At 74.0% G+C, this 25422-nt stretch carries 22 protein-coding genes; 14 read left to right on the top strand and 8 right to left on the bottom strand.

Going from position 1 to position 25422, the window contains the following annotated elements; translation table 11 throughout:
- Window positions 1–90: 90 nt before the first annotated feature.
- Complete coding sequence (locus ACIQGQ_RS22495; protein WP_402398407.1) at window positions 91–957, top strand: IclR family transcriptional regulator; 867 nt, start codon at window positions 91–93, stop codon at window positions 955–957.
- 26 nt (window positions 958–983) lie between these two features.
- Here ACIQGQ_RS22495 and thrS read toward each other — a convergent pair whose 3' ends face one another.
- The 3 genes from thrS to ACIQGQ_RS22510 all read right to left on the bottom strand — a co-directional run bounded on the left by thrS (window position 984) and on the right by ACIQGQ_RS22510 (window position 4577).
- A complete protein-coding gene (gene thrS / locus ACIQGQ_RS22500) occupies window positions 984–2198 on the bottom strand; it encodes a threonine--tRNA ligase (RefSeq protein ID WP_402398408.1) in 1215 nt (404 codons plus the stop codon).
- A 214-nt stretch (window positions 2199–2412) separates the two neighbouring features.
- Window positions 2413–2919 carry a MarR family winged helix-turn-helix transcriptional regulator gene (locus ACIQGQ_RS22505; protein WP_402398409.1) on the bottom strand — a complete coding sequence of 169 codons (507 nt, stop codon included), beginning with the start codon at window positions 2917–2919 and terminating at the stop codon, window positions 2413–2415.
- Window positions 2916–4577, bottom strand: a complete 1662-nt coding sequence (locus ACIQGQ_RS22510; protein WP_402398410.1) for an FUSC family protein — start codon at window positions 4575–4577, stop codon at window positions 2916–2918. Before ACIQGQ_RS22510 ends, ACIQGQ_RS22505 begins: the two co-directional genes overlap by 4 nt.
- 139 nt (window positions 4578–4716) lie before the next feature.
- On the opposite strand from ACIQGQ_RS22510, the gene pcaB reads away from it, so the two are divergent.
- A complete protein-coding gene (gene pcaB, locus ACIQGQ_RS22515) occupies window positions 4717–6093 on the top strand; it encodes a 3-carboxy-cis,cis-muconate cycloisomerase (protein WP_402398411.1) in 1377 nt (458 codons plus the stop codon).
- A 118-nt stretch (window positions 6094–6211) separates the two neighbouring features.
- Here the strand turns inward: pcaB and ACIQGQ_RS22520 are convergent, their stop codons facing one another.
- Together ACIQGQ_RS22520 and ACIQGQ_RS22525 are read right to left on the bottom strand one after the other, a co-directional pair.
- Window positions 6212–7414, bottom strand: coding sequence for an amidohydrolase (locus ACIQGQ_RS22520; RefSeq protein ID WP_402398412.1), 1203 nt, complete (start codon window positions 7412–7414; stop codon window positions 6212–6214).
- A 32-nt stretch (window positions 7415–7446) separates the two neighbouring features.
- Window positions 7447–8160, bottom strand: a complete 714-nt coding sequence (locus tag ACIQGQ_RS22525; protein WP_402398413.1) for a GntR family transcriptional regulator — start codon at window positions 8158–8160, stop codon at window positions 7447–7449.
- A 233-nt stretch (window positions 8161–8393) separates the two neighbouring features.
- Here ACIQGQ_RS22525 and ACIQGQ_RS22530 point away from each other — a divergent pair, with 233 nt between their 5' ends.
- The 5 genes from ACIQGQ_RS22530 to ACIQGQ_RS22550 all read left to right on the top strand — a co-directional run bounded on the left by ACIQGQ_RS22530 (window position 8394) and on the right by ACIQGQ_RS22550 (window position 13165).
- Window positions 8394–9911 carry an APC family permease gene (locus tag ACIQGQ_RS22530; RefSeq protein ID WP_402398414.1) on the top strand — a complete coding sequence of 506 codons (1518 nt, stop codon included), beginning with the start codon at window positions 8394–8396 and terminating at the stop codon, window positions 9909–9911.
- A gap of 86 nt (window positions 9912–9997) precedes the next feature.
- A complete protein-coding gene (locus ACIQGQ_RS22535; protein WP_402398415.1) occupies window positions 9998–10420 on the top strand; it encodes a hypothetical protein in 423 nt (140 codons plus the stop codon).
- Window positions 10421–10512: 92 nt separating this feature from the next.
- Entirely contained in the window at window positions 10513–11157 is a 645-nt protein-coding gene (locus ACIQGQ_RS22540) for a DUF3105 domain-containing protein (protein WP_402398416.1), read from the top strand.
- Window positions 11158–11207: 50 nt separating this feature from the next.
- Entirely contained in the window at window positions 11208–11822 is a 615-nt protein-coding gene (locus tag ACIQGQ_RS22545; protein ID WP_402398531.1) for a DUF305 domain-containing protein, read from the top strand.
- Between the two features lie 98 nt (window positions 11823–11920).
- Window positions 11921–13165 carry an ROK family protein gene (locus ACIQGQ_RS22550; protein ID WP_402398417.1) on the top strand — a complete coding sequence of 415 codons (1245 nt, stop codon included), beginning with the start codon at window positions 11921–11923 and terminating at the stop codon, window positions 13163–13165.
- A gap of 25 nt (window positions 13166–13190) precedes the next feature.
- Here ACIQGQ_RS22550 and xylA read toward each other — a convergent pair whose 3' ends face one another.
- Window positions 13191–14360 (bottom strand): xylose isomerase, encoded by a 1170-nt coding sequence (gene xylA / locus ACIQGQ_RS22555; protein ID WP_402398418.1) that lies wholly within the window; start codon window positions 14358–14360, stop codon window positions 13191–13193.
- Window positions 14361–14566: 206 nt separating this feature from the next.
- Here xylA and xylB point away from each other — a divergent pair, with 206 nt between their 5' ends.
- The 5 genes from xylB to ACIQGQ_RS22580 all read left to right on the top strand — a co-directional run bounded on the left by xylB (window position 14567) and on the right by ACIQGQ_RS22580 (window position 20562).
- Complete coding sequence (gene xylB / locus ACIQGQ_RS22560; protein WP_402398419.1) at window positions 14567–16048, top strand: xylulokinase; 1482 nt, start codon at window positions 14567–14569, stop codon at window positions 16046–16048.
- A 75-nt stretch (window positions 16049–16123) separates the two neighbouring features.
- Window positions 16124–17398, top strand: a complete 1275-nt coding sequence (locus ACIQGQ_RS22565; RefSeq protein ID WP_402398420.1) for a VWA domain-containing protein — start codon at window positions 16124–16126, stop codon at window positions 17396–17398.
- Window positions 17398–18261: a hypothetical protein gene (locus tag ACIQGQ_RS22570; protein WP_402398421.1), complete on the top strand. Its 864-nt coding sequence runs from the start codon at window positions 17398–17400 to the stop codon at window positions 18259–18261. Before ACIQGQ_RS22565 ends, ACIQGQ_RS22570 begins: the two co-directional genes overlap by 1 nt.
- Window positions 18262–18479: 218 nt before the next feature.
- The gene (locus ACIQGQ_RS22575; protein WP_402398422.1) at window positions 18480–19847 is read left to right on the top strand and encodes a cytochrome P450; all 1368 of its coding nucleotides are present in this window, start codon (window positions 18480–18482) and stop codon (window positions 19845–19847) included.
- Window positions 19848–20028: 181 nt separating this feature from the next.
- A complete protein-coding gene (locus ACIQGQ_RS22580) occupies window positions 20029–20562 on the top strand; it encodes a DUF4232 domain-containing protein (protein WP_402398423.1) in 534 nt (177 codons plus the stop codon).
- Window positions 20563–20580: 18 nt separating this feature from the next.
- Here the strand turns inward: ACIQGQ_RS22580 and ACIQGQ_RS22585 are convergent, their stop codons facing one another.
- Together ACIQGQ_RS22585 and ACIQGQ_RS22590 are read right to left on the bottom strand one after the other, a co-directional pair.
- Window positions 20581–21837 carry a cytochrome P450 gene (locus ACIQGQ_RS22585; RefSeq protein ID WP_402398424.1) on the bottom strand — a complete coding sequence of 419 codons (1257 nt, stop codon included), beginning with the start codon at window positions 21835–21837 and terminating at the stop codon, window positions 20581–20583.
- On the bottom strand, window positions 21834–23138 hold the full coding sequence (locus ACIQGQ_RS22590; RefSeq protein WP_402398425.1) for a cytochrome P450: 1305 nt from the start codon (window positions 23136–23138) through the stop codon (window positions 21834–21836). The genes ACIQGQ_RS22585 and ACIQGQ_RS22590 overlap by 4 nt, the downstream gene beginning before the upstream one ends.
- A 283-nt stretch (window positions 23139–23421) precedes the next feature.
- On the opposite strand from ACIQGQ_RS22590, the gene ACIQGQ_RS22595 reads away from it, so the two are divergent.
- The gene (locus ACIQGQ_RS22595) at window positions 23422–24234 is read left to right on the top strand and encodes an SAM-dependent methyltransferase (protein ID WP_402398426.1); all 813 of its coding nucleotides are present in this window, start codon (window positions 23422–23424) and stop codon (window positions 24232–24234) included.
- Between the two features lie 199 nt (window positions 24235–24433).
- Window positions 24434–25414, top strand: a complete 981-nt coding sequence (gene sph, locus ACIQGQ_RS22600) for a sphingomyelin phosphodiesterase (protein WP_402398427.1) — start codon at window positions 24434–24436, stop codon at window positions 25412–25414.
- Window positions 25415–25422: the final 8 nt, after the last annotated feature.

Genomic DNA, 25422 nt, shown 5'->3' on the forward strand with positions numbered 1-25422 from the left:
GCGTCAACAGCGCCGCATATGCCACTGCTCATGTCCCGCAGGGCAGGACATGAGCACATGCGAGCGAACGAACTCGAAAGGAGCACACTCATGACGCGTACCCGGGTGGACGGCACGGACGACGGAGTGACGGGCCGGGCGGCCGCCGCCGAAGGCGCGCACCCCGCGCGCGGCGCCGGGAACGGGCGGGATCCGGACGGCCCCGGGGCGAGCCGGGGTTACACCATCGAGTCGCTGGACACCGGGCTGCGGCTGATGCGGCTCTTCCTCACCCATGACGCGCTCACCGTCTCGGAGGCGGCCGCGCTCCTGGCCGTGGGCCGGTCCACCGCGCACCGGGTGCTCAGCACCCTGGAGGGCCGCGGCTTCGCGATCCGCGACCTCTCCGGCCGCGGCTACTCGGCCGGTCCGGAGCTGGTAAGGATCGGCCGCCCGGCCGGCTTCGGCGCGACGGTCCGCGAGCGGGTGGCGGCGGTCCTCGCGGACGCGCTGCGCCGCACCGGCGAGACGGTGCAGTCCACGGCGCTGCTCGGCGACCGGGTCCTGGTCACCGACGGCCGCGAGTCCGCGCATCCGGTGCGGGTGGCCCCGCAGGTGGGTGGCACGTTCCCGGCGCACGCCACGGCGGGCGGCAGGATGCTGCTGGCCCGGATGACGCCGGAGCAGGTCCGCGCCCTCTACCCGGACGAGGCGCTGCCCGCGGTGGCACCGGCCGCCGCGGGCTCGCGCGCCGCGCTCCTCGCCGAGCTCGACGGGGTCCGGGCCCGGGGCTACGCGGTCGGCCGCGGGGAGGCGGTCCCGGGCCTGCACACCGTGGCGGTGCCGCTGGCCGGGGCGGGCCGGCGCGACCGGCTCGCCCTGATGGCCTCGGTGCCCGCCGACCGCGGCGGCGACCCGGCCCTCGCCCGGCTCGCCGGGGAACTCGCGCTCTCCGCAGCGCTGTTGGGCGGCGCCTGAGCCGGTTCCGGGAGGCCGGACACGGGTTACCCCCGCAGCTCGACGGCGTACGCGTCCAGTTGGGCGGTGATCCCGGCCAGCGCCTCGGCCACGGGCCGGGGTTCGAGCCGGGTGCCGTCGCGCAGCCGGAGGGCCACCTCCCCTCCGGCCGCCTCCCTGGGCCCGACGACCGCCTGGCAGGGCGCCAGCCGGGCCTCCCGGACGCGGGCGCCCAGGGTGCCGCGGTCCGGGCCGGCGATCCCGGCGCGGAGCCCGGAATCCGCACACCGCCGGGCGAGCGCCTCGGCTTCGGGCAGTTCGGCGTCGGAGACCGGGAGGATCACGAGCTGGGTGGGGGCGAGCCAGGCGGGGAGCGCCCCGCCGTGCACCTCGACCAGTTGGGCGACGGCCCGCTCCACACTGCCGATGACACTGCGGTGGACCATGACCGGCCGGTGCTTCGCGCCGTCCGGTCCGGTGTAGTGCAGATCGAAGCGGACCGGCTGGTGGAAGTCGACCTGCACGGTGGACAGGGTGGACTCGCGGCCCGCGCCGTCGGCCACCTGGACGTCGATCTTGGGACCGTAGAACGCGGCCTCGCCCTCGGCCGCCTCGTACGGGAGGCCCGAGCCGTCGAGCACCTCTCTCAGTACGGAGGTGGACCTCCGCCACATCGCGGGGTCGTCGACGTACTTGCCTCCCGGACCGGGCAGGGAGAGCCGGTAGCGGGCCGGGGTGATGCCCATCGCCCGGTACGCCCCGCCGATCAGTTCCAGTGCGGCCCGCGCCTCGTCGGCCACCTGGTCCGGGGTGCAGAAGATGTGCGCGTCGTTGAGCTGGATGGAGCGGACCCGGGTCAGCCCGCCGAGCACCCCGGACGGCTCGGAGCGGTACATCGCGCCCAGCTCGGCCATGCGCAGGGGGAGTTCGCGGTAGCTGTGGGCGCGGGAGCGGAAGACGACCGCGTGGTGCGGGCAGAGGCTGGGCCGGAGCACGAACCGCTCCCCGCCCAGCTCCATCGGCGGGAACATGTCGTCGCTGTAGTGCGACCAGTGCCCGGAGATCTCGTACAGCTCCCGTTTGCCGAGCACGGGCGAGTACACGTGGCGGTAGCCGGCCCGGCGTTCGGCGGTCCGGACGTACTCCTCCAGGGTGTGGCGGACGGTGGCGCCGTCGGGCAGCCAGAACGGCAGGCCCGCGCCGATCAGCGGGTCGGTGTCGAACAGGCCGAGTTCGCGGCCGAGTCTGCGGTGGTCGTGCACGGCGGTTCTCCTCGCGGTCGCCGGGCGGGTGACCGGGGAACAGCACGAAGCCCGGGGCACTCGCCCCGGGGCTTCGTCACTGCACAGTCGTCAGCGCGCCGGGACACTCTCCGGCGTCGTCGTCATGGCAGCGCGCTTCATGCCGTGGACGGTAGCAGCGGCGCCCCGCCCTCCGCGCGGCCTTTTCCGCGCGCCGCCGCCCGGCCGCCCCGGTTCACCGCCGGGCGCCGCCGATACGTCCCTCCAGCTGCACCAGCAGCTCGCTGAGCTGGGCGCTGAGCCGGTCGCGGGACCGCTCGTCCAGGCCGGACAGCACAGTGCGTTCGTAGGCGAGCTGCCGGGGCAGCAGCATGTCCACCAGTTCGCGGCCCCGCTCGGTGAGGCGGATGTGGTTGACCCGGCGGTCCCGGTCGTCGCCGCGCCGGTCGAGCAGGCCGCGTTCCTGGAGGACCCGCAGGCGTTTGGTGACCGCGGCTCCGGACGAGAAGGTCTCCCTGGCCAGCTCGCCGGGGGTGAGTTCGCGGTCGGTACGGCGTACGGCCCCGAGCAGGTCGAACTCGGCGCGGGTCAGGCCGGCAGCGCGCAGCGGGGCGTCCTCCGCCTGCTGGAGCAGGGCCGCGCAGCGGTTGATGCGGCCGATGAGTTCCATCGGTCCGGTGTCCAGTTCCGGGTTGACGGCCTGCCACTGCCGTACCACCGAGGCGACGATGTCGTCGGTCACACCGCTCCGTTCTCCGGGACGCGGGCGGTCGAGGCCCGCCGGGTCGCTGTCTCGGCGAGCGTACGGTGTGCGGCCTGCTCGGCGGCGCGCACCTGCGCCTGGGGCAGGGCGCGCTGCCACCATTCGCCCGCGGCGGTGTCGTCGGCCTCGCGCAGTTCGACGAGCGATCCGGCCAGTTCGCGGTGGGCGGCGTCGAGCGCCTCGGGGCCGGTCTGCGGGGCGGCCAGTGCCCGGACGGCTCCGAGGCGGGCCCGGTCGGTGGCGGCAAGGGCCTGCTCCAGCCGTCCGGCGGCCCGGCGGTTGGTGACCAGCATGGTGGCGAGCAGCCCCGCCGCGGCGCCGATGACGGTGTCCAGGACCCGGTCCCCGACGAGTTCGCCGGCCGGGTGGGTGGCGGCGAACTCCAGGACCAGCAGGGCCATCGGGGTCACGGCGACGGAGCCGAGCCAGTAGTTGCGGGTGATCAGTGCCTCGGCCATGAAGGCGAAGAACAGGCAGAGGCCGATGAGGGCGAGCGGGGTGAGACGGCTGAGCGGGAGGACGGCGGCGAAGACGAGCACGCCCAGCAGGTTCCCGAGGGTGCGCTGGACCGCCCGGTGCCAGGAGAGCGTCACGTTGGCCTGGAAGAGGGCGGCGGCGGTGACGATCGCCCAGTAGGGCCGGCCGACACCGGCGGCCTGGGAGGCGTATCCGGCCAGGGCGCAGCCCAGGAGCGCGCGGGCGCCGATGGGGAGCAGCGGGGAGCCCGGGGCGAGCCGGCGGAGCAGGGCGCGGCGGTCGGGGCCGCGCCGGACCGCCCGTTCGGCACCGGTGCCGGGGAACTCCTCGGGCGTGCCGGGGACGGGGCCGCGGGCACGGGTCGCCCGGGCCCGGGCGCGGAGCCGTTCGGGGGTGGCGGGGTCGGGGTCCGGGGCGGTGGCGAGGGCGGCCTCGGCCTCGGCGACCAGGCGTTCGAGGGCGCGGCGGGTGGGGGTGGGGCGGCCGGTGTCGAGGAGGGTCTGCCGGGCCGCGTGCACGGCGGCGGCCGCGGCGTGCCGGGTGCGGGGGCCGGGGTGGGCGAGGTGGGCCGCGGCGGCGTCGAGGGCGCGGGCGGCGGCACGGCGCTCGGGGCCCTCCCGGCGCAGCAGCGCGGGGCCGGCCGTGACCAGCCAGGCGAACGCGCCCCCGGCGAGGGTCAGCGCGAGATGGCCGGGCACCTGCCCGAGGTGCTGCGGGGCGAAGAGCGAGGCGGAGGTGACGAACGTGAAGATCACCGGTCCGGGCGGGCCGATCCGGGTCGCGTCGCAGAGCGTCTTCTGCACCGCCGCGAGCAGCGCCCCCACCGCGATCAGCACGGCGACCGAGCTGGTGAGGGAGGCCGCCACCAGGGCGGCCGCCATGCCGAGGACCATGCCGAGAACGACACCGGCGACGGCCCGGGCGCGGCGGGCGTAGGGCAGGTTGTGGCCGTACAGCGCGCAGAGCGATCCGGCCATCGTGTACATCACGAGGTCGAGCCGGTCGACGGCGTACAGCAGCAGGTCGGGTACGGCGGTGGCGACGACCACGCTCAGTGCCGGTTTGAACCACATGTCCGAGGGCCGGGCGAGGCGCAGCGGGGCGACCAGCGGGAGTCTGCGGACGGAGGGCTGCCGGGACCAGGTAGTTGTATCACTCACTCACATACCTTAGCAGGTATTACACCCGTAAAACATATGGCCCGGATGGCCGCCGGGCGCGCCAGGCTCTAGCGTGCGGAATGCGCACGCAGCGGCGCCCGGCATCGGCGCGCCCCCGCAGCCACGGAGGGACCCCCGCATGCAGCCCACCGACCCGGCGGCCGAGAGCGACGCCGGGCTGCTCGCCCCCGGCCGGGCCGGCTCCCCCGCCGAGGCGGCCGCCGGCGACCGCGCCTTCCTCCAGGCGATGCTCGACGCCGAGGCGGCGCTCACCCGGGCCCAGGCCGACCGCGGGCTCGCTCCGGCCGAGGCGGGGCGGGCCGTCACCGAGGCGGCCGACGCGGACCGTTTCGACGTACGGGAGGTGGCGCTCGCCGCCGTACCGGGCGGCGACCCGGTCCTCCCGCTGGCCCGGAGGCTCGCCGCGGCGGTGGCACCGGAGGTCCGGCCGTACGTGCACCGGGGCGCGAGCAGCCAGGACATCGTGGACACGGCCGCCATGCTCGTCGCCGCCCGGACCCTGGCCCCGGTCCTGGACGACCTGGCGCGGGCCGCGGAGGCGGCGGCCCGGCTGGCCGTCGCGCACCGCGACACCCCGATGGCGGGCCGCGCCCTCACCCAGCAGGCCGCACCGACCACCTTCGGGCTCAAGGCCGCGGGGTGGCGTTCGATGATCCTCGACGCACGGGACCGGCTGCTGGCCGTCCGCGCGTCGCTGCCCGCGCAGCTCGGCGGCGCGACGGGCACCCTGGCGGCCTTCGGGGCGTACGCGACCACCGTGGACCTGGACGGCATCGATCCCGGGCTGCCGCTGCTCCAGGCGTACGCCAACGAGCTCGGCCTCGCCGAACCGCTGCTCCCGTGGCACGCCCTGCGCACCCCGATCGCCGACCTGGCCGGGGCCCTCGCCTTCACGGCGGGCGCGCTCGGCAAACCGGCCGCCGACGTGCTCAGCCTCTCCCGCACCGAGATCGGCGAGGTCGCCGAGGAACACGGCGGCGGCAGACCCGCCATGGCGCACCGGAGCCACCCGGTGAGGGCCACCCTGATCGTGGCGGCCGCCCGCCGCGCCCCCGGGCTGGCGGCGACGCTGTACGGCTCGCTCGCGGCCGAGGACGAACGGGCGGCCGGGGCCTGGCACGCCGAGTGGGAGCCGCTGCGCGAGCTGCTGAGGCTGGTCGGCGGGGCGGCGCGGCACACCGCCGGGCTCCTCGACGGGCTGCGCGTCGCCCCCTACGCCATGCGGGAGAACCTCCAGCTCACCGGCGGGCAGATCGTCGCGGAGCGGCTGGCGGCGGTCTTCGCCGAGCGGCTCGGCCGCAGGCGGGCCGAGGAGGTCCTGGTGAACGCCGCCGAGCGGGCCCGCGCGGAGACCACCGACCTGTCCGACATCCTCGCCGACGTGCTCGACGAGGAGCCCGGACTCGCCGGGCTCGATCTGCGCGATCTCACCGACCCCGCCCGCTACACCGGCTGCGCCGGGCCCCTCACCGACCGCGCGCTCGACCGGGGCTGAGCATCCGGCACCGGGGCCGGGCGCTCACGACTGCCAGCACGGCACCCGGCACGGCCCCGCACCGTGCCACCGGGTATCCGTGCGGCTGTCTCCTCCCGACGCGCCGCACGGACGCGTTTCAGACCAGCCGGCCGTCGCGGGCGACGGTCCGGCCTCCCCGCACCACCAGGGACGGCACCGGGCGGTCCACCACGGCCTCGGCCACCGACCCGGCGGCCACCAGGACGAAGTCCGCCGGGTCCCCCGCTTCCAGCCGGGAGGCGGGCAGCCCCAGCAGGGCGGCGCCCTCCTGGGCCACCGCCTCGTAGCAGGCGGCGAGTTCGGCGTCGGTGCGGGCGTCCGTGCGGTAGGCGAGCAGATGGGCGCGGGCGATCATGTCGCCGTCGCCGAACGGCGTCCAGGCGTCGCGCACCCCGTCCGAGCCGACGCCGAGCCGCACCCCGTGCGGGGCGAGCAGCGCCGGGTCCAGGACCGGGTCGGCGCCGAGCGCGCAGGTGACCAGGGACACGCCCGCCTCGGCCAGCAGCCGGGCGACGGGCTCCAGTTCCGCACCGGCCAGCTCGGCCACGGCGAAGGCGTGCCCGATGGCGACCCGGCCCTCCATCCCGGCGGCGACGGTGCGCCGGGCGATCTCGGTGACCTGGCGGATGCCCTCGGGGCCGCCGTCGTGGAGGTGGATGTCGAGCGGGGCGCCGGTGCGGGCGGCGAGGCCGAAGACGAAGTCCAGGTGGCCGTCCAGGTCGCCGTCGATGCCGATCGGGTCGAGGCCGCCGATCACGTCGGCGCCCTCGCCGAGCGCCCGTTCCATCAGCTCGGCGGTGCCGGGCTCGCTCAACAGGCCGAGCTGCGGGAAGGCGACGACCTGGACGTCCAGGAGGTCCTTGCGGGCGTCGGCCGCCGCCCTTACCCCGCGCACCCCGTCCAGGCCGTGGACGGGGGCGACGTCCACATGGGCCCGCATGGCGCGGGTGCCGTGGGCGATCGCCCGGTCCATGAGCGCGCCGACCCGCTCCTCCACCGGCGCGGTGATCGCGGCGCGGGCCCGTACGTCGCCGTCGATCAGGTCGCGGAGGGTCGCGGCGGGCTCCCTGCTGAGCCAGGGGCCGCCCCAGGTCGACTTGTCGGGGTGGATGTGCGCGTCGACCGGCGAGGGCAGCACGAGGGCCCCGGCGGCGTCCACCCGGGCGCAGCCGTCGGGGAGCTCCGCCGGGTCGTGGCCGGCGATCCGGCCGTCGGAGACCAGCAGATCGCCGGTGCTCCCGTCGGGGCGGCGGACGGCGGTGAACAGGACGTGCGCGGGGGCGGGGACGGGTGAAGCCATGGGGCGGGTCTCCTTCGGTGGTTCGGGGGCGGTCAGGGGCAGGGAGCTGCGGACTCGGCGGCGGCGAGCATCCGCAGGGCGGCCTCGCGCGTCCCGGCGACATGGAGGCGGGCGATCCGCTCCGCCGCCTCGGCGTCGCCGCTGCTGATCGCCTCGTAGAGCCGTTCGTGCTCGCCGCACATCACGGGCCCGTCGTCCGGCTCGGAGGTGAGGCCGAAGAGCCGGCGCAGCCGCCCGTCGAGCGGGGCCATCAGGCCCTGGAGCAGCGGGTTGCCGGACATGAGGACGATCTGCTGGTGGAAGTCGGCGTGGACCGAGCCCAGCTCGTGGGTGCGGCGGGGGGAGTCCGCGACGCGGCGGGCACGCTCCAGGAGCCGTTCCAGGGTGCGCAGTCCGTCCCGGTCGGCGCGGCGGGCGGCCAGCGAGGCCGCGAGCGCCTCCAGGCGCTCGCGGATGTCGAAGAAGTCCGCGGCCTCGGCCGGTCCGAGCGGTGCCACGACCGCGCCCCGGCGCGCCCGGACGGCGATGAACCCCTCGGTCTCCAGCCGCTGGATGGCCTCCCGCACGGGGATGCGGGAGACGCCCAACTCGTCGGCGAGCTCCCGTTCGACGACACGGTGCCCGGAGGAGTAGCGGCCGTCGATGATCCGCTCGCGCAGTTCCCCGTAGACCTGTTCGCCGAGCGACTGGTGGGCCGCACCGATCGTGCCGGTGACGGCGGGGCCGGCGGTTCGGCTGCTGCTCATGGACTCGCTTCCTCATCCTGCCCGTCGGAGCCGGTCCCTTCCGGCTCCCGTGCCGCGATCATCGCAGATTCCGAAAAGCTTCCGCACCCCCTTGCCTGGTATTCGGTATACCAGATAGCTTGAGCGCCGCGCCCCGACAGGGCTGCTCTGAACTGGCTTTTTCTGCTGACCCACGCCTGAAGCAGGTATCACCTTCGGCATTTGGTCGCCCGTTTGCACCTGAGGAACCACCCATGAAGCAAGCCTCTGCGGCCGTCCCGCCGCCCACCCCCGCAGCACCTCCCGCCGCCCCTCCCCCGCCGGAGGCCCGCTCGGACGACGCGGCGGCCGGGCGCCTCGCCAAGGGCCAGATCGGCACCTTCGACCTGGTCTTCTTCGTGGTCGCGGCTGCCGCCCCGCTGACGGTGCTGGCCGGTGTCGCCCCGTTCGCCATCGGCATCGGCGGGCCGGGCACCCCGCTCGGCTACCTGGTCTCCGGCGCGCTGCTGGTGCTGTTCGCCGCCGGTTTCACCGCGATGAGCCGCTACGTGCGCAACGCCGGCGCCTTCTACGCGTACGTGGCCCGGGGGCTCGGCCGCACGCTCGGCGTGGCCACCGCCTACCTGGCGACGCTCTCGTACAACCTGGTCGCCCCCGGGGTCGCGGCCGGTTTCGGCTACTTCGCCTCGACGACGCTGAGCGACCTCACCGGGACGGAGCTGCCCTGGTGGCCGCTGTCCCTCCTCTGCGTCCTGGGCACCGGGGTGCTGGGCTGGCTGCGGGTCACGCTCAGCGCGAAGGTGCTGGGGGTGGCGCTGGTGCTGGAGGTCCTGGTGCTGCTGGTCATGGACATCGGGGTGCTGGCGGACCGGGGGACCGCCGCCCTGGACCTCACCTCCTTCGATCCGTCCGTGCTGACCTCCTCCGGCGGGATGGCGGGGATGTTCGTCCTGGTCATCGGCGCGTTCACCGGCTTCGAGGCGACCGCGATCTACGCCGAGGAGGCCCGCGACCCGGCCCGCACGGTGCCCCGCGCCACCTTCGTGGCCATCGGCTTCCTGGCGCTGTTCTACGCGGCCGGGGTCTGGATCCTGATGGGCGGGCTCGGCACGGACCGGTCGGTGGCGATGGCCCGGTCCTCGGACGGGCCGCAGCTGACGTTCCATGTGGCGGACCGGTTCGTCGGCCCCTGGCTGGCCGACTCGATGCATGTACTGATCGTGGTCAGCGCCTTCGCGGCGACCCTGGCCTTCCACAACGCGGCGGCCCGCTACCTCTACGCCCTGGGGCGCGAGGGGCTGCTCCCGCGCCGGCTCGGCCGGGTGTCGGCCCGGCAGGGGTCGCCGGCGGCCGCGGTCGTCGTCCAGACCGCCATCGGCCTGGTGATCGTCGGGGGCGGGGCGCTGATCGGTGCCGACCCGTACGGCGAGATCTTCCTGTGGACCAACAGCACCGGCGTGCTCGGCATCATGATCATGCAGGCGCTGGCCGCGCTCGCCGTCTGCTTCTTCTTCCGCCGCGACCGTCAGGGCATGTCGATCTGGCGGGTCGGGATCGCTCCGCTGATCGCCTTCGTGGGGCTCTCGGTGCTCTCGGTGCTCGCGATGCTCCACTTCGACCTGCTCACCGGGCGCACCGGCGCGGTCAACGCGGCGCTGCTGGTGCCGCTGCCGGTGGTGGTGGTCGCCGGTGTCGTGGTGGCGCTGCGCATCCGCCGCACCGACCCGGAACGGTACGGGCGGCTCACCGAGGTGGACGTCGAGCGGGGCTGACGGCACCCGGGCGGCCGGGCGGATCCCGTCCGGCCGCCGCCGCGACCACCCTTCATTGAAACTTCACACACCAGTAGGATGGCGGGATGGACGAGCTGAGCGGGCATCCGCGCCGACGCACCCGGGGCATCTGCGCCCCTACCGTGCTCGGCTGGGTGTTCGTGCTGCTCGCCATGGTCTCGTGCTGCGCGATCGCGGCGCCTTCCGCGCACGGCGGCGCCGACCACGGGGTGGCCGCCGGCCGGGTCCTCACGCCCGTCGATCCGGAGCCGGTCCGGATCGTGGTGGCCGACTCCCCGGACGACCGGGCCGCGGGCAGCTCCTGCCACGGCAGCTCCGAGCACACGATCCCGGTCGTCCTGCCCGCCCAGAGCGCCCCGGCGGCCCTGCCTTGCCTGGTCACCACCGCCCCGGCCACCCCTCTCACCGGCGCGGCCGCGATCCGCGGCCCGTCCAACGACGCCGCACACGACGTCGACCGGCTCCGCCTTCAGGTTCAACGGATCTAGGAACAGGCCCCGTTCCCCGGGGAAAGTCCCGGGGACGGTTCACGCATGCCCTGTTTCCCTCTCCCCCTTCTCCGTCGAACCCGAGGACCCCCATGGCCAACACCAAGCAGCAGAACTCCGCCGCCCGCCGCGCGAAGCTGGAGGAGGCCCGCCGCAAGGAACAAGCCCGCGAGCGGCGCAACCGCATCCTCACCATCACCGCGTCCGTCGTCGTGGTCGGCGCACTCGTCGCGGGCGGCGCCTATCTGATGTCCGCCGCCGACGACAAGGACAAGGCCGAGGCCCAGGCCAAGACCTCGCCGGTGACGGGCGAACGGACCTGGGACAAGCTCACCCAGAACCATGTCGAGAAGAAGGTCGACTACCCGATGAACCCGCCGGTCGGCGGCGATCACAACCCGGTCTGGATGAACTGCGACGCCGACGTCTACAGCAAGGCGATACCGAAGGAGAACGCGGTCCACTCCCTCGAACACGGCGCGGTCTGGGTCACGTACAACAGCAAGGCGAAGAAGGCCGACCTCGACAAGCTCCGTGAGCGCGTCGAGTCGACGCCCTACTCGCTGATGAGCCCGGTCGAGGACCAGGCCGATCCGCTGATGCTCAACGCCTGGGGCAAGCAGGTGACGGTGAAGGACGCCGCCGACTCGCGGGTCGAGCAGTTCTTCACCAAGTACGTGCAGGGCCCGCAGACCCCCGAGCCCGGTGCCGCCTGCACGGGAGGGATCGCCCAGTGACGTCCGCGTCCCCTGCCACCGCTTCCCGGCCCGCCCGTTCCTCCCGTCCGATGATGCTGGCCGGCGGGGCGGTGCTGCTGCTGGCCCTCGGGCTGGTCGCGCTCATGCTCGTACGGCCGTCGTCGTCCGCGGGGCCCGACGAGGGCGCGGCCGTGCCTTCGGACAGTTCCGTGGACGTCGGATTCGCCCGGGACATGTCGATCCACCACCAGCAGGCGGTCGAGATGTCGTTCATCGTCCGGGACCGCACCTCGGACGTGGCGGTGCGCCGGCTCGCGTACGACATCATCAACACCCAGGCCAACCAGCGCGGCATGATGCTCGGCTGGCTGGAGCTGTGGGGGCGGCCGAAGTCGTCGAGCGCCCCGCCCATGAAGTGGATGGGGCACACCTTCGAGCCGCGGGGCGACGGTTCGCTGATGCCCGGCATGGCGACCGACACCGAACTCGGCGCGCTGCGCGCGGCGAAGGGCAAGGACGCCGAGGTGATGTACCTGAAGCTGATGACCGTGCATCACCGGGCCGGGGCCGAGATGGCCCAGGCGGCCGCCAACGCGGCGGGGACCGACGCGATCCGCGCCCTCGCGGCGGGTATGGTGCGCGGCCAGGAGTCGGAGATCGCGCTGATGGCCGACATGCTGAAGGAGCGCGGCGCGAAGCCCTGAGCGGCCGCCCGCCCCGGAGCCCCCGTCCTCCCCGCCGGGTACGGGGGCTCCGGCGCACCCGGCCGTTCGTACGGGCGATCGCATAGGCTCGGCCCGACATGAAGAGGAACGTCACACCGCTGGGGCCCAAGGCCGACAAGGACACCGTGCGCCGGAGCAATCTCAGCCTGGTCCTGCGGGCGGTCCGCGACGAGCCCGACGGCGGCGCGACCCGGGCCACGGTCGCCGCCCGGGTGGGGCTGACCCGGGCCGCGGTCTCCTCACTGGTCGAGCAGTTGCTCGGGATCGGATTCCTGACCGAGTCCGGCAAGACCTTCAGCGGCCAGGCGGGCCGCCCCGGCACCGCGCTCAAGGTGGCCCGCACCGGGCCCGCCGGGCTCGGTGTGGAGGTCAACATCGACTACGTGTCGGTGTGCGTCGTCGATCTGGCGGGCACCGGGCGGGTCCGGCTCACCGAGCACCTCGACAACCGGGGCGCACCGCCCGGGGACGTGCTGGCGCGGGCGGCCGGGATCGCGGCGCGGACCCTGGATTCGGCACGCGAGCAGGAGTTGTTCCCGGTGGCGGCGACGCTCGCGCTGCCCGGTCTGGTCTCCGGGGGCACGGTGCGCCAGGCGCCCAATCTGGGGTGGAACGCGGTACCGGCCGACGAGCTGTTCGCGGCCGCGCTGGCCGCCGCGCGCCCCGGCCGTCCGGCGCTGCGGGTACGGGCGGAGAACGAGGCCAATCTGGCGGCGCTGGCCGAGCTGTGGTTCGGCGGGCTCGGGCCGGTCCGCGGCTTCCTCTATCTGACCGGGGAGATCGGGGTCGGCGGCGCCCTGGTCGTCGACGGCGAACTGTGGCGCGGGGCGCACGGGTTCGCCGGGGAGATCGGGCACGTGGTGGTCGATCCGCAGGGGCCCCGGTGCCGGTGCGGCTCGCGCGGCTGCCTGGAACGGTACGCGGGGCAGACGGCGCTCCTGCGGGCCGCCGGGATCGAGGACGGCGGGGGCGGGGCCGGGGTCGCCGAGCTGGAGCGGCGGGCCCGCGCCGGGGACGGGCCCGCGGTGGCCGCCCTGGCGGAGGCCGGGCGGATGCTGGGCCGGGTGCTGTCGGGCGCGGTGAATCTGCTGGACCCGGACGCGGTGGTGCTCGGCGGGATCTACCGGGGGCTGATGCCGTGGCTGGCGCCGCCCGCCGCCCGGGAACTGACCGGCCGGGTGGTGTCGGGGCTCTGGTCGCCGGGGAGCGGGCGGCTGCGTCCGTCGTCCGGCGCGGGGGACGCGGCCCGGGGCGCCGCCGCCCTGGTGCTGACGGAGGTGCTGGCCGACCCGGTGGCGTACGCGGCCGACCTGCCGCGCTGACCGGCCACCGGGCCCCGGGCGCGGTTCAGGCGACGCCGAGCAGATGGTCCAGGGCCAGCTGGTCCAGGGCCTCGAACGCCATGCCGCGCTCCGCCGCCGCGTCCGCGTCGAACTCCTCGAACGCCGAGCGGTCGGCCAGCAGCCCGCGCAGCCCGTCCTCGGCGGTGGGCCGGGCCAGGTCGTCGAGGCGGGCGGCCCTGAGCGCCTCGCGGACGGCGGGGTCGGCACGGAACGCCGCGGCCCGCTCCTTGAGGATCAGGTAGTTGCGCATGCACCCCGCGGCCGACGCCCAGACGCCGTCGAGGTCCTCGGTGCGCGGCGGCTTGAAGTCGAAGTGGCGCGGGCCCGCGTAACCGGCCGTCTCCAGCAGGTCGACGAGCCAGAACGCCTGGCGCAGATCACCCGCGCCGAAGCGCAGGTCCTGGTCGTACTTGATGCCGGACTGGCCGTTCAGGTCGATGTGGAAGAGCTTGCCCGCCCACAGGGCCTGGGCGATGCCGTGCGGGAAGTTCAGCCCGGCCATCTGCTCGTGGCCGGTCTCCGGGTTGACGCCGAACAGCTCGGGGCGCTCCAGGCGCTCGATGAAGGCGAGGGCGTGGCCGACGGTCGGCAGCAGGATGTCGCCGCGCGGCTCGTTCGGCTTGGGCTCGATGGCGAACCTCAGGTCGTACCCCTGCTCGGTGACGTACGCGCCGAGCAGGTCGAACGCCTCCTTCATCCGGTCGAGGGCGACCCGGACGTCCTTGGCGGCACCGGACTCGGCCCCCTCGCGGCCGCCCCAGGCCACGTAGACGGTGGCGCCCAGTTCGACGGCGAGGTCGATGTTGCGCAGGGTCTTGCGGAGCGCGTAGCGGCGCACGTCCCGGTCGTTGGCGGTGAACGCGCCGTCCTTGAAGACCGGGTGGGTGAAGAGGTTCGTGGTGGCCATGGGGACGACCAGCCCGGCCGCGTCCAGGGCCTGCCGGAACCGCTTCACGGTCCCCTCGCGCTCGGCCTCCGTCGCGCCGGGCGGGATCAGGTCGTCGTCGTGGAAGGTCACCCCGTACGCGCCCAGCTCCGCGAGCCGTCGCACGGATTCGGCCGGGTCGAGCGGGGCGCGGGTCGCGTCGCCGAACGGGTCGCGCCCCTGCCAGCCCACCGTCCACAGCCCGAAGGTGAACCGGTCGTCCGGGGTGGGCGTGAAGCGTTCCGTCATCGTCTGGCCGCCTTCGCTGCCGTCGGGCCCGGTGCCGCGCGGACACCCGGCTCTCATTTGTTCAGTGACATGACTAATGATGCACGGAGTGTCTCCGTCTCGTAAGTCCTGGGCACCGGGGTGTTCGGCACGCCCTCGCTCACGTAATTTGTTCCGCGCACGATCGAATGCGGTCTCCCGCGCAGCACCCACAGGAATGAGGCCCCATGCCGCCGCGTACCGTCGTCATCGGCGTGGACAGCTCCACCCAGTCCACCAAGGCGGTCCTCGTCGACGCCGACAGCGGCCGCACGCTCGGCGCCGGCCGGGCAGCGCACACCGTCGCCGGGGAGGCGGGCGCCCGGGAGAGCGATCCCGAGCAGTGGTGGCGGGCGCTGTGCGCGGCCGTGCGCGCCGGGCTCGCGGAGTCGGGTGCCGAGGCCCGGGAGGTGGCCGGCATCGCGGTCGCCGGACAGCAGCACGGGCTGGTCGTCCTCGACGCCTCGGGCCGCCCGCTGCGCCCCGCGATGCTGTGGAACGACACCCGCTCCGCCCCGCAGGCGGCCGCGCTCACCACCGAGCTGGGCGGCCCGGCAGCCTGGACCGCGCGGACCGGGTCGGTGCCGGTGGCCTCCGTCACCGCGTCCAAGTGGCGGTGGCTGCGGCAGCACGAGCCGGAGACCGCCGCCGCGGCCGCGGCGCTGCGCCTGCCGCACGACTTCCTGACCGAGCGGCTCGCGGGCACCGCCGTCACCGACCCGGGCGACGCCTCGGGCACCGGCTGGTACTCCACCGCGAGCGGCGGCTACGACCCCGTGCTCCTGGAACTCCTCGGCCTGGACGCCGCCCTGCTGCCCCGGGTGGCGCGGACGGGCGCGGACCGCGCCGGCGGGCTGACCGCCGAGGCGGCCGGGGCGCTCGGCCTGCCCGCCGGGATCGCCGTGGCCGCGGGCACCGGGGACAACATGGGCGCGGCCGTCGGCCTCGGCCTGGGCGCGGCCGGACTGCTGGACCACCCCGTGCTCAGCCTCGGCACCTCCGGCACCGTCTTCGCCGCCTCCCGGACCCGGCCCGTCTCACCGGCACTGTCCGGTTTCGCCGCGACGGACGGCACCTACCTCCCGCTGGCCTGCACGCTGAACTGCACGCTCGCCGTGGACCGGATCGCCGCCCTGCTCGGCCTGGACCGGGAGGAGGCGGCCCCCGGCGGCGAGGCGGTGCTCCTCCCCTACCTCGACGGCGAGCGCACCCCCGATCTGCCCCACGCCTCCGGGCTGCTCACCGGCCTGCGCCACGACACCACGCCCCGGCAACTGCTCGGCGCCGCCTACGAGGGGGCCGTCGTCACCGTACTGCGTGCCCAGGACGAGCTGGCGCGGGCCTGCGGGCTCGACCCGGCGGACCCCTCGGTGGCCGCCCGCCCGCTCCGGCTGATCGGCGGCGGGGCGCGGGGGCGGGTCTGGGTGGAGACGGTGCGGCGGCTCTCCGGGCGGCCGGTGGTCGTGCCCGGCGGCGACGAACCGGTGGCGCTGGGCGCCGCCGCACTGGCCGCCGCCGCGGCCACCGGGGCCGACCCGGTCGCGGTAGCCGTCGGCTGGGGAACCGGCGAGGGCATTCAACTTCCGCCAGTACCGAGGGACTTGGCAGCCTGGGAGCGGATCGAATCGGTGCTGGAACGGGCCTCCGGCCCTCTGCTGGGCGGTTCCTGACGGTTCCCCAGCGGGCCCGGCGACCGCCCCCTCGCCGGTTTGGGGATGCGCCGCGATCTTCAATAGGATCCGGCGATGATCATAAGAAAAAGGCTGACGGTCGGAGTGGGCATTCTGCTCGCCACCCTGACCGCCGGGCTCGGTTCGGCGCTCCCCGCCGCCGCCGGCGAACCCACTGCCCAACCCTCCCCCAAGGTCGAGCTGGTGCTCGACGTCAGCGGTTCCATGCGGACCCGCGACATCGACGGCCAGTCCCGGATGACCGCCGCCAAGCAGGCGTTCAACGAGGTGCTGGACGCGGTGCCCGAGCAGGTGGAGCTCGGCATCCGCACGCTCGGCGCCGACTACCCGGGCAACGACCGCAAGGTCGGCTGCAAGGACACCCGGCAGCTCTACCCGGTCGGCCCGCTCGACCGCACCGAGGCCAAGACCGCCGTCGCCACCCTGGCGCCCACCGGCTGGACCCCGATCGGCCCGGCCCTGCTGGGCGCCGCCGACGACCTCAAGGGCGGTGACGCCACCCGGCGGATCGTCCTGATCACGGACGGCGAGGACACCTGTGGCCCGCTCGACCCGTGCGAGGTGGCCCGCGACATCGCCGCCCGGGGCATCCACCTGGTCATCGACACCCTGGGCCTGGTGCCCAACACCAAGATCCGCGAGCAGCTGACCTGCATCGCCGAGGCCACCGGCGGCACCTACACCGCGGTCAAGCACACCGACGAACTCTCCGGCCGCGTCAAGCAGTTGGTGGACCGCGCCGCCGAACCCGTCGTCACCCCGGTGGCGACCGAGGGCGCGGGCAGCTGCACCGACGCGCCGCAGCTCAAGCCCGGCCTGTACACCGACCGCGAGACCTTCGGCCAGCACCGCTGGTACCGGGTGGATGTACTGCCCGGTCAGGAGCTGCGCGCCTCGGTCAGCGTCGCCGCCGACCGCGCCGTGAACAACGACTACGGCGTGCTGATGCGGGCGCTGACCGTGCACGGCCGCGAGATCGTACGGGGCTCGGAGTCCGGCACCGGACGCACCGACGTGATCTCCTCCGGTCTGCGCTACCCGAAGGCCGAACTGGAGGGCACCGACAGCGACAAGCCCGCCGCCGAGACGGTCTGCCTCCAGGTCGGCAACTCGTTCTCCGCCCCCGCCTCGGTGAAGACCGAGCCCGGCCTGCCGATCGAGCTGACCATCGACGTGGTGGACGGCCCGGACGACGCCGCCGACGTCGCCGCGTTCGGGCTCGGCCGCGGCTGGTGGCTGCTGGGCGTGCTCGTCCTGACCGGACTGCTCGCCGGTCTGGTATTCGGCTGGATCTCGCGCTGGCGCGTCGCCGTCTGGAGGACCAACTGATGCGTAGGACAACCCGTCTGCTCGCGGGCGCCCTGATCACCGGGCTCGCCCTGCTCACCCCGGCGGGCGCGGCGCTGGCCGACGACCCGTCGACGAGCCCGAGCCCGACCGCCTCCGGGGACGGATCCGGCGACGGCTCCGCCCCCACCGAGGCCGGGACCGCCTTCCGTACCGCGACCGCCCTCCAGCAGGGCCAGCGCGCCACCGCCGAGGCGTCCACCGGCGACTACCTGTACTGGGTGTTCCCCGCCGACGCGGGGCAGCGCGCCACCGTCACGGCGACGATCACCCTGCCGCAGGACACCGCCCGGCACGGCGCGTCGACCTGGCAGGTCGACGTGTACGACGGACTGCGCCGCCGCCAGGCGTGCATGTACGGCCGGCAGACCGGCAAGGCCGCCGCCGACGCGCGGACGGTCGAGCTGAAGTGCGTACTGCGGACCGTCCGTGCCTGGTCCGAGCCGTGGGCCAACGACCCGCTGCCGGGCAGCTACTACGTCCGGCTGACGGTCGTGGACCTGCCGTCGACGGACCTCGGTCTGCCGGTGCGGGCCGAGGTCGAGGTCACCTCCGTCGACAAGGGCGGCTCCGCCGACGTGGACGGCACCCTGTCGAAGCCGCTGGTCCCCGGGATCTCCTCCGTCGCGCAGGCCACGGACGGCTCGTCGGACGACGACGGCGACGGTTCCACCCGCACGGTCTCGCTCGGCAGTGAGCCCGAGGACGGCTGGGCCTCGGGCTGGTGGACCGACCGCTGGCTGTGGACGGTCGGCGGCGGGATCCTCGGGGCGCTCGCGGGCGTCTTCGGGTACTCCCTCACGCGCGGGCGCGGCCGCCCGTCGCACGTACCGCCGCACGCCTGACCCGCGGTTCCGTGACCGCCGGACAGCCGTCCGGCGGTCACGGACCGCCCATTCTCCGCCACCTGCCGCCCGCCCCGTCCCCAGGCGGGCGGCAGGTGGTTAGGCTCGTCAACCCACGTACCGCACAAGGCCGATGGGGTTTCCGGACGGCGGGCGGTGCGGCTGGATCCAGTCGCCGCGTACCGGTTCGGGTGCGCCATGAAGAGCGGAGACCTCCCATGTCCACGGAGACCGGCCCGGCCGTCGGCACCCCGGCGCGCGAGTACCGGATCGTCCCCGGCCCGAGGGGACTGCCGTTCCTCGGCAGCCTGCTCCGGTTCGGGCAGGACCCGCTGGCCTTCTTCGGCCGGCTGCGCTCGTACGGGCCGATGGTGAGCTGGCGGTTCGGCCCCAACTCCTGCGTGTTCGTCTCCGATCCGGAGTGCGTGGGCGAACTGCTCAGCGAGACGGAACGTTCCTTCGACCAGCCTGCCCTGGGCATCGCCTTCCGCACGGTGATGGGCAACGGCGTGGTGGTCGCCCGCGGCGCGGACTGGCGGCGCAAGCGCTCCCTGGTGCAGCCCTCGGTCCGGCCCAAGCAGGTGCGCTCGTACGCGTCGACGATGACGGACAGCACGGTGGAGCTGGCGGACGGCTGGTCGGACGGCGACCGGATCGACGTCAAGCGGGAGATGGCGGCGCTGACCCAGCGGATCGCCGTGCGCACCATCTTCGGGGTGGACACGCCGGCCGACGCCGAGTCGATGGGCCGGGCGATGGACGTGGCGCAGCGGGAGATCGGCAAGGAGTTCGCCGGGCTCGGCGCCGTCCTGCCGGACTGGGTGCCGACGCCGGGCCGGGCCCGGATCAGAAGGGCCTCCGCGGTCATCGACGCCGAGGTGGCCCGGGTCGTCGCCCGCCACCGCGACGGCGGGGAGGACCGCCCCGACCTGCTGAGCCGGCTGCTGACCGCGGTCGACGAGAAGGGCGCCCGGCTCAGCGACCGGGAGATCCGTGACGAGACGGTCACGCTGTACATCGGCGGGCACGAGACGACCAGTTCCACCCTGGTGTGGGCCTGGTACCTGCTGTCCCGCGAGCCCCGGGTGCGTGCCGCGCTCGCCGAGGAGCTGGACCGGGTGCTGGGCGACCGGGAGCCCGGTATCGAGGACTACGCGCGGCTCACGTACACGCAGTCCGTGGTCAAGGAGACGCTGCGGCTGTATCCGACGATCTGGCTGGTCACGGGGGTCGCGAAGGAGGGGGCGCGGATCGGTGGCGTCCCGATGCCGGAGGGCACCCGGGTGTGGAGCAGCCAGTGGGTGACGCACCGCGACGCGCGGTGGTTCCCGGAGCCGGAGGAGTTCCGCCCCGAGCGCTGGGACCCGGAATCCGGCGACGACGTCCCGGAGTACGCCTGGTTCCCGTTCGGCGGCGGCCCCCGGGCCTGCCTGGGCACCCGGTTCGCGATGGTCGAGGCGGTGCTGGTGCTGGCCGTGCTGGCGCGCCGCTTCGAGCTGGTGGTGGACCCAGGGGTCGTCAACCCGGTGCCGTCGCTGACCCTGCAGCCGGACCGGGACGTCCTGGCCACGGTCCGCAGGCGGTAGCGGGGCGTCCGGTGTGGGTACCCGGGGCGGTTGCACGCCGGGCGCGGCGGCACGGTATGCCCGATCTGTCGCGGAGATCGGGTCCTACGGTCCACACTGTCCATGTCGGCCGCCCCGGCCTGCGGGACGTCGACGCATGTCGATGCGTGCCGACGCATGCCGATCGAAGGGGAGAACCACCATGCGCCTCCGCTCCGCACTCACGCCCGCCCTCTGCGCCGCGGCCGCCCTGGCCCTGACCGGCACCGCGACGGCGGCCACCGCCGGATCCGCGCCCACCGGGACCGCCGCCCCCGCGACCTGCCAGGAGAAGAACCTCGACGTACGCGCCGCGCCCGGCGGGCAGCGGAACGTCGCCCGGATCAGCGTCACCAACACCGGTGACCGGTCCTGCACGGTGGACCGGATCCCCACGATCACCTTCCGCGGACTGGACGGCTCCGCCCTGCCCGTACCGCCCTCCGAGAGCGGCCCGTACGTACTGTCCGGCGGCGAGCGGGCCTACGCCGCCGTGCGCACCGCGGACCCCGCGGCCACCGAGGGCCGGGTCGTCGGCAGCCTGTCCGTCGCGGCGGACCCCTCCCACTACGGCGTGACCTTCGGCGCGGCGACCGTGGGCATGCCCCGGGGCGTCCATGTGTGGGAGCCGGTCACCACGCTGTGGCAGGAGTCGGCCGCCGCGGCGGACCGTGCGCTGGGGAACGCGCCGAACTGACCCGGGAGGGCCCCGGGCTCAGCCGTTCAGCAGGACGGGGAAGGCGGCCATGTCGTTCTGCGTCATGACCGGCAGCTTGGTCACGTCCTCGTCCGGGACGGCGGCGCGCAGCCCGGGGAAGCGGGCGAACAGCGCGGGCAGGGCGATCTGCGCCTCGACCCTGGAGAGCGCGGCGCCGGGGCAGATGTGCGGGCCGTGGCCGAAGGTCATGTGCCGGATCGGGGCCGGGCGTCCGCAGTCGAAGGCGTCGGCGTCCGCGCCGTGCTGCTCGGTGTCGCGGCCGATCGCCCGGTAGGAGATGACGACGCCCTCGCCCTTGGGGATCGTGACGTCACCGATCTGGATGTCCTCGGTGGCGAACCGCATCAGCAGGTGGGTGGTGGGCGTGTCCCAGCGCAGGGTCTCCTCGATCACGTTCTCCCAGGAGATCTCCCCGTCGAGGACCCGGCGCAGCTGGTCGGGGTGGGTGAGCAGAGCGCGTACGGCGTTGAGGACGAGCCCGATGGTGGTCTCGTGCCCGGCGGCCACCATCGCCTTGAGGTTGCCGACGACCTCCTCCTCGGTGAGCGGTTCGCCGCCCTCCTCGGCGAGGATCAGCGCACTGGTGAGGTCGTCGGCGGGGTGCGCGGTCCGTTCACGTACGAGGGCGGTGTAGAAGACGTCCAGCTCGGCGAGGAGCGCGAGCCGTTCCTCCTGCGGAGTGAGCATCGAGAAGAACGCCTTGTAGCGGCTGAGCAGCATGGGGTGTTCGGCCTCGTCGACGCCCATCAGCATGCCGACGACCCGCATCGGCAGCGGCTGGGCGAAGACCGACTTGAGGTCGACCACTCCGTCCTCGCTGCGGGCGGCCTGTTCGGCGAGGGCGTCGAGGAGTTCGCCGGTGAACCTCTCGATGTCCGGGCGGATCTCCTCCAGCCGGCGCGGGGTGAGTGCCTGGGAGGTCTTGCTGCGCAGCCGCCGGTGCTCGGCGCCGTCCACGGTGAACATGGACCGTCCGGCGTCGATCATGCCGATCAGGGGCCACTCGTGGGTGACCTCGCCGCGCTGCCAGAGTTCCCAGGCGTCGAGGTCCTTCACCAGGCGCGGGTCGACGAGCAGTTGGCGGGCGAGGGCGTGCCGGGTGACGGCGAGGGCCGGTACGCCGAGGAGTTCGATCCTGGCGACCGGACCCGCGTCACGCAGCCGGGCGGTCTCGCCGTCGAGGTCCTGGACGAGCGGGTCGATGACGACGGCCCCGGTGGCTCCGTTCGCGGCGGCGGCGTGCGGGCAGGTCACGGCAGGTCTCCTGTCGGGCGTACGGGGGCGAAGCTCACGGGCAGTGCGGTCATCCCGCGCAGGAAGGCGGACTGCCGCCGGACCAGTTCCGGCACCGGTACGGCCAGTTCCAGGTCGGGCAGGCGGTCCAGCAGCACCTCGATGCCGGTGCGGGCGATGATCTCGGCGATCTCCTGCGCGGGGAAGGGGCAGCGGTACTCGCCGTGGCTGAAGGCCAGGTGGGCGCTGTTGCCGCTGCGGCCCTGGGCGACGGTGAGGTGCTGGCGGATGTGCGGATCGGAGTTGGCCGCGCCGAGGCCCAGCAGCAGCATGTCCCCGGCGCGGATGTTCCGGTCGGCGAGCCGGGTGTCGCGGGCGGCCCAGCGCCCGGCGAGGATCTGGGTCGGCGCCTCCTCCCAGAGCACCTCGTTCATGGCCTCGGCGACGCTGTGCCGGCCACCGGTGAGCGCGACGGCGAACTGGTCGTCGGTGAGCATCAGCCTCAGCGAGTTGCCGATCCAGTCGGCCGTGGTGAGGTGGCCTGCGGCCGTGATGGCCATCAGGTCGAGCACGTATTCCTCGTCGGTGAACTCCCCTGCGTGGGCGAGCATGCGCGAGGTCACGTCGGTGCCGGGCGCGGCCCGTCGGGCCGCCAGCAGCCGCCCCATGTGCTCGCCGAACCGGAGGTGTGCCTCCTGGGCGCCGGGGCCGCCGTCGGCCAGGTCCCGGAGCACCTCGGCAATCAGTGGGCCCTCCTCGTCGGGGAACCCGAGGAGCCGGGCGAGGACGAGCACGGGCAGCGGTACGGCGAAGTCGGCGATCAGGTCGGCGGTGCCCCGGTGGCAGAATCCGTCGACCAAGCGGTCCGCCAACTCCTCGCACTGCCTGCGGAGTTCGAAGTGCTCGACCTCCTCCAGCGCCCGACCGACCATCGCGGCATGGCGCCGGTGCTCGGCGCCCGCGGTGAAGTAGATGGACGGCATCGGGCGGCCGACCATCGGCAGCAGCGGCCAGTCCTCGGGGATTTTCCCCCACTGGTTCCACAGTCCGACGTCCCGGGGGAACAACTCGCCGTCACTGGTGATCTGGTGGAGTTCCCGGTAGCCGATGACCAGCCAGGCGGGGACCCCGCCGGGCAGTTCCACGGGCACGACGGGTCCGTGCTCGGCGCGCATCGCGCGGTAGACGTTGTGGGGTTCGGTGTGGAATCCGGGCCCGCTCAGGGGCACACGGGACGCGTCGCCCCCCATGGGACAGCGGCCCACGACGGGCGGCGAAAAGTCGGAAGGGTGTTCGGGCACCGCGGATGCGGGCGTCGTCATCGTACGGAATCTCCTGCAACGAGGGCTTCGCTCGGTCTGCGGTGGTCGGCCGATCAACGCGGCTTCACTATAAGGACGTTCAGTGACTCTTCGTATGCTGTTTCTGATCATTCCTTTTACTTCTTCGGCCGAAGATACCCCCGAACATCTCCCTCACTCCCCGTCAGACCCCCCGCCGGGAGGCGGGAATCGAAACCCTGAACCTGTTCAGTTCTCACGTTCTGCCGGAGCGTAGGTTGTGCGGTGAAGAGTCTCCACCTCGGCTGAAGAACGGGCGATACCCATGACCGACCACGCAACGGTGTCCGGCCCCGAGCGGCAGAAGATCGACACATCGGTGCCGCACTCGGCCCGGATCTGGAACTACTGGCTGGGCGGCAAGGACAACTACCCGGTCGACGAGCAGGCCGGGGACGCGTACAGCGCCGTCTTCCCGGGCATCACCACCGTCGCCCGCAGCAGCCGGGCCTTCCTGGGCCGGGCGATCACCCATCTGGTCACCGAGGCGGGGATCCGACAGTTCCTGGACATCGGCACCGGCCTGCCCACCGTGGACAACACCCACGAGGTGGCGCAGCGGCTCGCCCCGGAGGCGAGGATCGTCTACGTCGACCACGACCCGATGGTCCTCGCGCACGCCCGCGCCCTGCTCACCTCGACCCCCGAGGGCACGACGGCCTACGTGGACGCCGACCTCACCGACCCGGACCGCATCCTGTCGCTCGCCGCCGGGACACTGGACCTGTCCCGTCCCACCGCCCTCATCCTGAGCAACATCCTCGGCCACATCGCCGACCACGACCAGGCGCGCGCCATCGTCACCCGACTGATGGACGCGCTGCCCTCCGGCAGCTACCTCGCCGTCAACGACGGTTCGCGCGGTGTCGATGCCGATTACGAGCGGGCCCAGGACGCTTACAACGAGACCGGGGCCATCCCCTACTTCCTGCGCCCCGTCGACCGGATCACGGCGTTCTTCGACGGTCTGGAGCTGCTGGACCCGGGCGTCGTGTCGGTCCCCTTCTGGCGGCCGGCCCCCACCGCCCCCGCCGCCCGCCCCGTCGGCGAACACGGCGGTCTCGCCCGCAAGCCGTGACACCCGGGCGGGCCGCCGCACCTCCGCGGCGGCCCGCCCGCCGGATGAGCTGATGATCCGTCACGGCCGCGGAGATCCGCCGGTGTCCATCCGTTCCCGCGGCGGCCAGACCGGCGGCACCCGATGTCTACCCATGAGTAACTCCTTTTGCTTTGATGGTCGGCGCCACCACCCGCCCTCTTCCGCATCAGGAGAAACCGTGCCGAACCCCGTGATCCGCCGTCTCTCCGGCGCCGTCCTGGCCGGCGCGCTCGCCGCGGCGACCCTGGCCGCCAACGCCCCGCAGGCCGCGGCGGCGGACACCCCGCCGCTGCGCGTCCTCACGTACAACACGTTCCTGATGAGCAAGAACCTCTACCCCAACTGGGGCCAGGACCACCGGGCGGCGGAGATCCCGAGGACGCCGTTCTTCCAGGGCAACGACGTCGTCGTGCTCCAGGAGGCGTTCGACAACTCCGCCTCGGACGCGCTGCTGCGCACCGCCTCGGACCGGTACCCGTACCAGACGCCGGTGGTGGGCCGGAGCAGGAGCGGCTGGGACGCGACCGGCGGGGCGTACTCGGCGCTCACCCCGGAGGACGGCGGGGTGACGGTGCTGAGCAAGTGGCCGATCGTGCGCAAGGAGCAGTTCATCTACAAGGACGCCTGCGGCAGCGACAGTTGGTCGAACAAGGGGTTCGTCTACGCCGAGCTGGACGTGAACGGGGCACGGGTCCACGTCGTGGGGACGCACACCCAGTCGACCGATTCCGGCTGCAAGGCGGGCGAGGCGGCCGCCAAGCGCGCCCTCCAGTTCCGGCAGATCGACGCCTTCCTCGACGCCAAGAACATACCGGCCTCCGAACAGGTCCTCGTGGCGGGCGACCTCAACGTCGACTCGCGCTCCGCCGAGTACCCGTCGATGCTCGCCGACGCGGGCCTGGCCGCCCCCGACGCCCGCACCGGGCACCCGTACTCCTTCGACACCCGGGACAACTCGATCGCCGCCGACCGCTACCCGGACGACCCGCGCGAGGACCTCGACCACGTGCTGCACCGCGCCGGGCACGTGCGCCCGGCCGGGTGGACCAACGACGTGGTCAAGGAGGAGAGCGCGCCCTGGACCGTGAGCAGCTGGGGCAAGAGCTACACGTACACCAACCTCTCCGACCACTACCCGCTGGTCGCCTCGGCGCGGTAGCCCACCGG

The sequence above is a fragment of the Streptomyces sp. NPDC092952 genome, assembly GCF_044754785.1.
In the GTDB taxonomy this organism is placed as follows: domain Bacteria; phylum Actinomycetota; class Actinomycetes; order Streptomycetales; family Streptomycetaceae; genus Streptomyces.

What these genes read in the sequence shown, in the direction of transcription:
- ACIQGQ_RS22570 (WP_402398421.1), top strand. Translation starts at nt 17,398, where the DNA reads ATGCGTAGGACAACCCGTCTGCTCGCGGGCGCCCTGATCACCGGGCTC.
- ACIQGQ_RS22530 (WP_402398414.1), top strand. Translation starts at nt 8,394, where the DNA reads ATGAAGCAAGCCTCTGCGGCCGTCCCGCCGCCCACCCCCGCAGCACCT.
- ACIQGQ_RS22580 (WP_402398423.1), top strand. Translation starts at nt 20,029, where the DNA reads ATGCGCCTCCGCTCCGCACTCACGCCCGCCCTCTGCGCCGCGGCCGCC.
- ACIQGQ_RS22590 (WP_402398425.1), bottom strand. Translation starts at nt 23,138, where the DNA reads ATGACGACGCCCGCATCCGCGGTGCCCGAACACCCTTCCGACTTTTCG.
- ACIQGQ_RS22565 (WP_402398420.1), top strand. Translation starts at nt 16,124, where the DNA reads ATGATCATAAGAAAAAGGCTGACGGTCGGAGTGGGCATTCTGCTCGCC.
- ACIQGQ_RS22550 (WP_402398417.1), top strand. Translation starts at nt 11,921, where the DNA reads ATGAAGAGGAACGTCACACCGCTGGGGCCCAAGGCCGACAAGGACACC.
- ACIQGQ_RS22540 (WP_402398416.1), top strand. Translation starts at nt 10,513, where the DNA reads ATGGCCAACACCAAGCAGCAGAACTCCGCCGCCCGCCGCGCGAAGCTG.
- ACIQGQ_RS22595 (WP_402398426.1), top strand. Translation starts at nt 23,422, where the DNA reads ATGACCGACCACGCAACGGTGTCCGGCCCCGAGCGGCAGAAGATCGAC.
- pcaB (WP_402398411.1), top strand. Translation starts at nt 4,717, where the DNA reads ATGCAGCCCACCGACCCGGCGGCCGAGAGCGACGCCGGGCTGCTCGCC.
- ACIQGQ_RS22575 (WP_402398422.1), top strand. Translation starts at nt 18,480, where the DNA reads ATGTCCACGGAGACCGGCCCGGCCGTCGGCACCCCGGCGCGCGAGTAC.
- xylA (WP_402398418.1), bottom strand. Translation starts at nt 14,360, where the DNA reads ATGACGGAACGCTTCACGCCCACCCCGGACGACCGGTTCACCTTCGGG.
- ACIQGQ_RS22495 (WP_402398407.1), top strand. Translation starts at nt 91, where the DNA reads ATGACGCGTACCCGGGTGGACGGCACGGACGACGGAGTGACGGGCCGG.
- ACIQGQ_RS22520 (WP_402398412.1), bottom strand. Translation starts at nt 7,414, where the DNA reads ATGGCTTCACCCGTCCCCGCCCCCGCGCACGTCCTGTTCACCGCCGTC.
- ACIQGQ_RS22535 (WP_402398415.1), top strand. Translation starts at nt 9,998, where the DNA reads ATGGACGAGCTGAGCGGGCATCCGCGCCGACGCACCCGGGGCATCTGC.
- ACIQGQ_RS22525 (WP_402398413.1), bottom strand. Translation starts at nt 8,160, where the DNA reads ATGAGCAGCAGCCGAACCGCCGGCCCCGCCGTCACCGGCACGATCGGT.
- xylB (WP_402398419.1), top strand. Translation starts at nt 14,567, where the DNA reads ATGCCGCCGCGTACCGTCGTCATCGGCGTGGACAGCTCCACCCAGTCC.
- ACIQGQ_RS22545 (WP_402398531.1), top strand. Translation starts at nt 11,208, where the DNA reads ATGATGCTGGCCGGCGGGGCGGTGCTGCTGCTGGCCCTCGGGCTGGTC.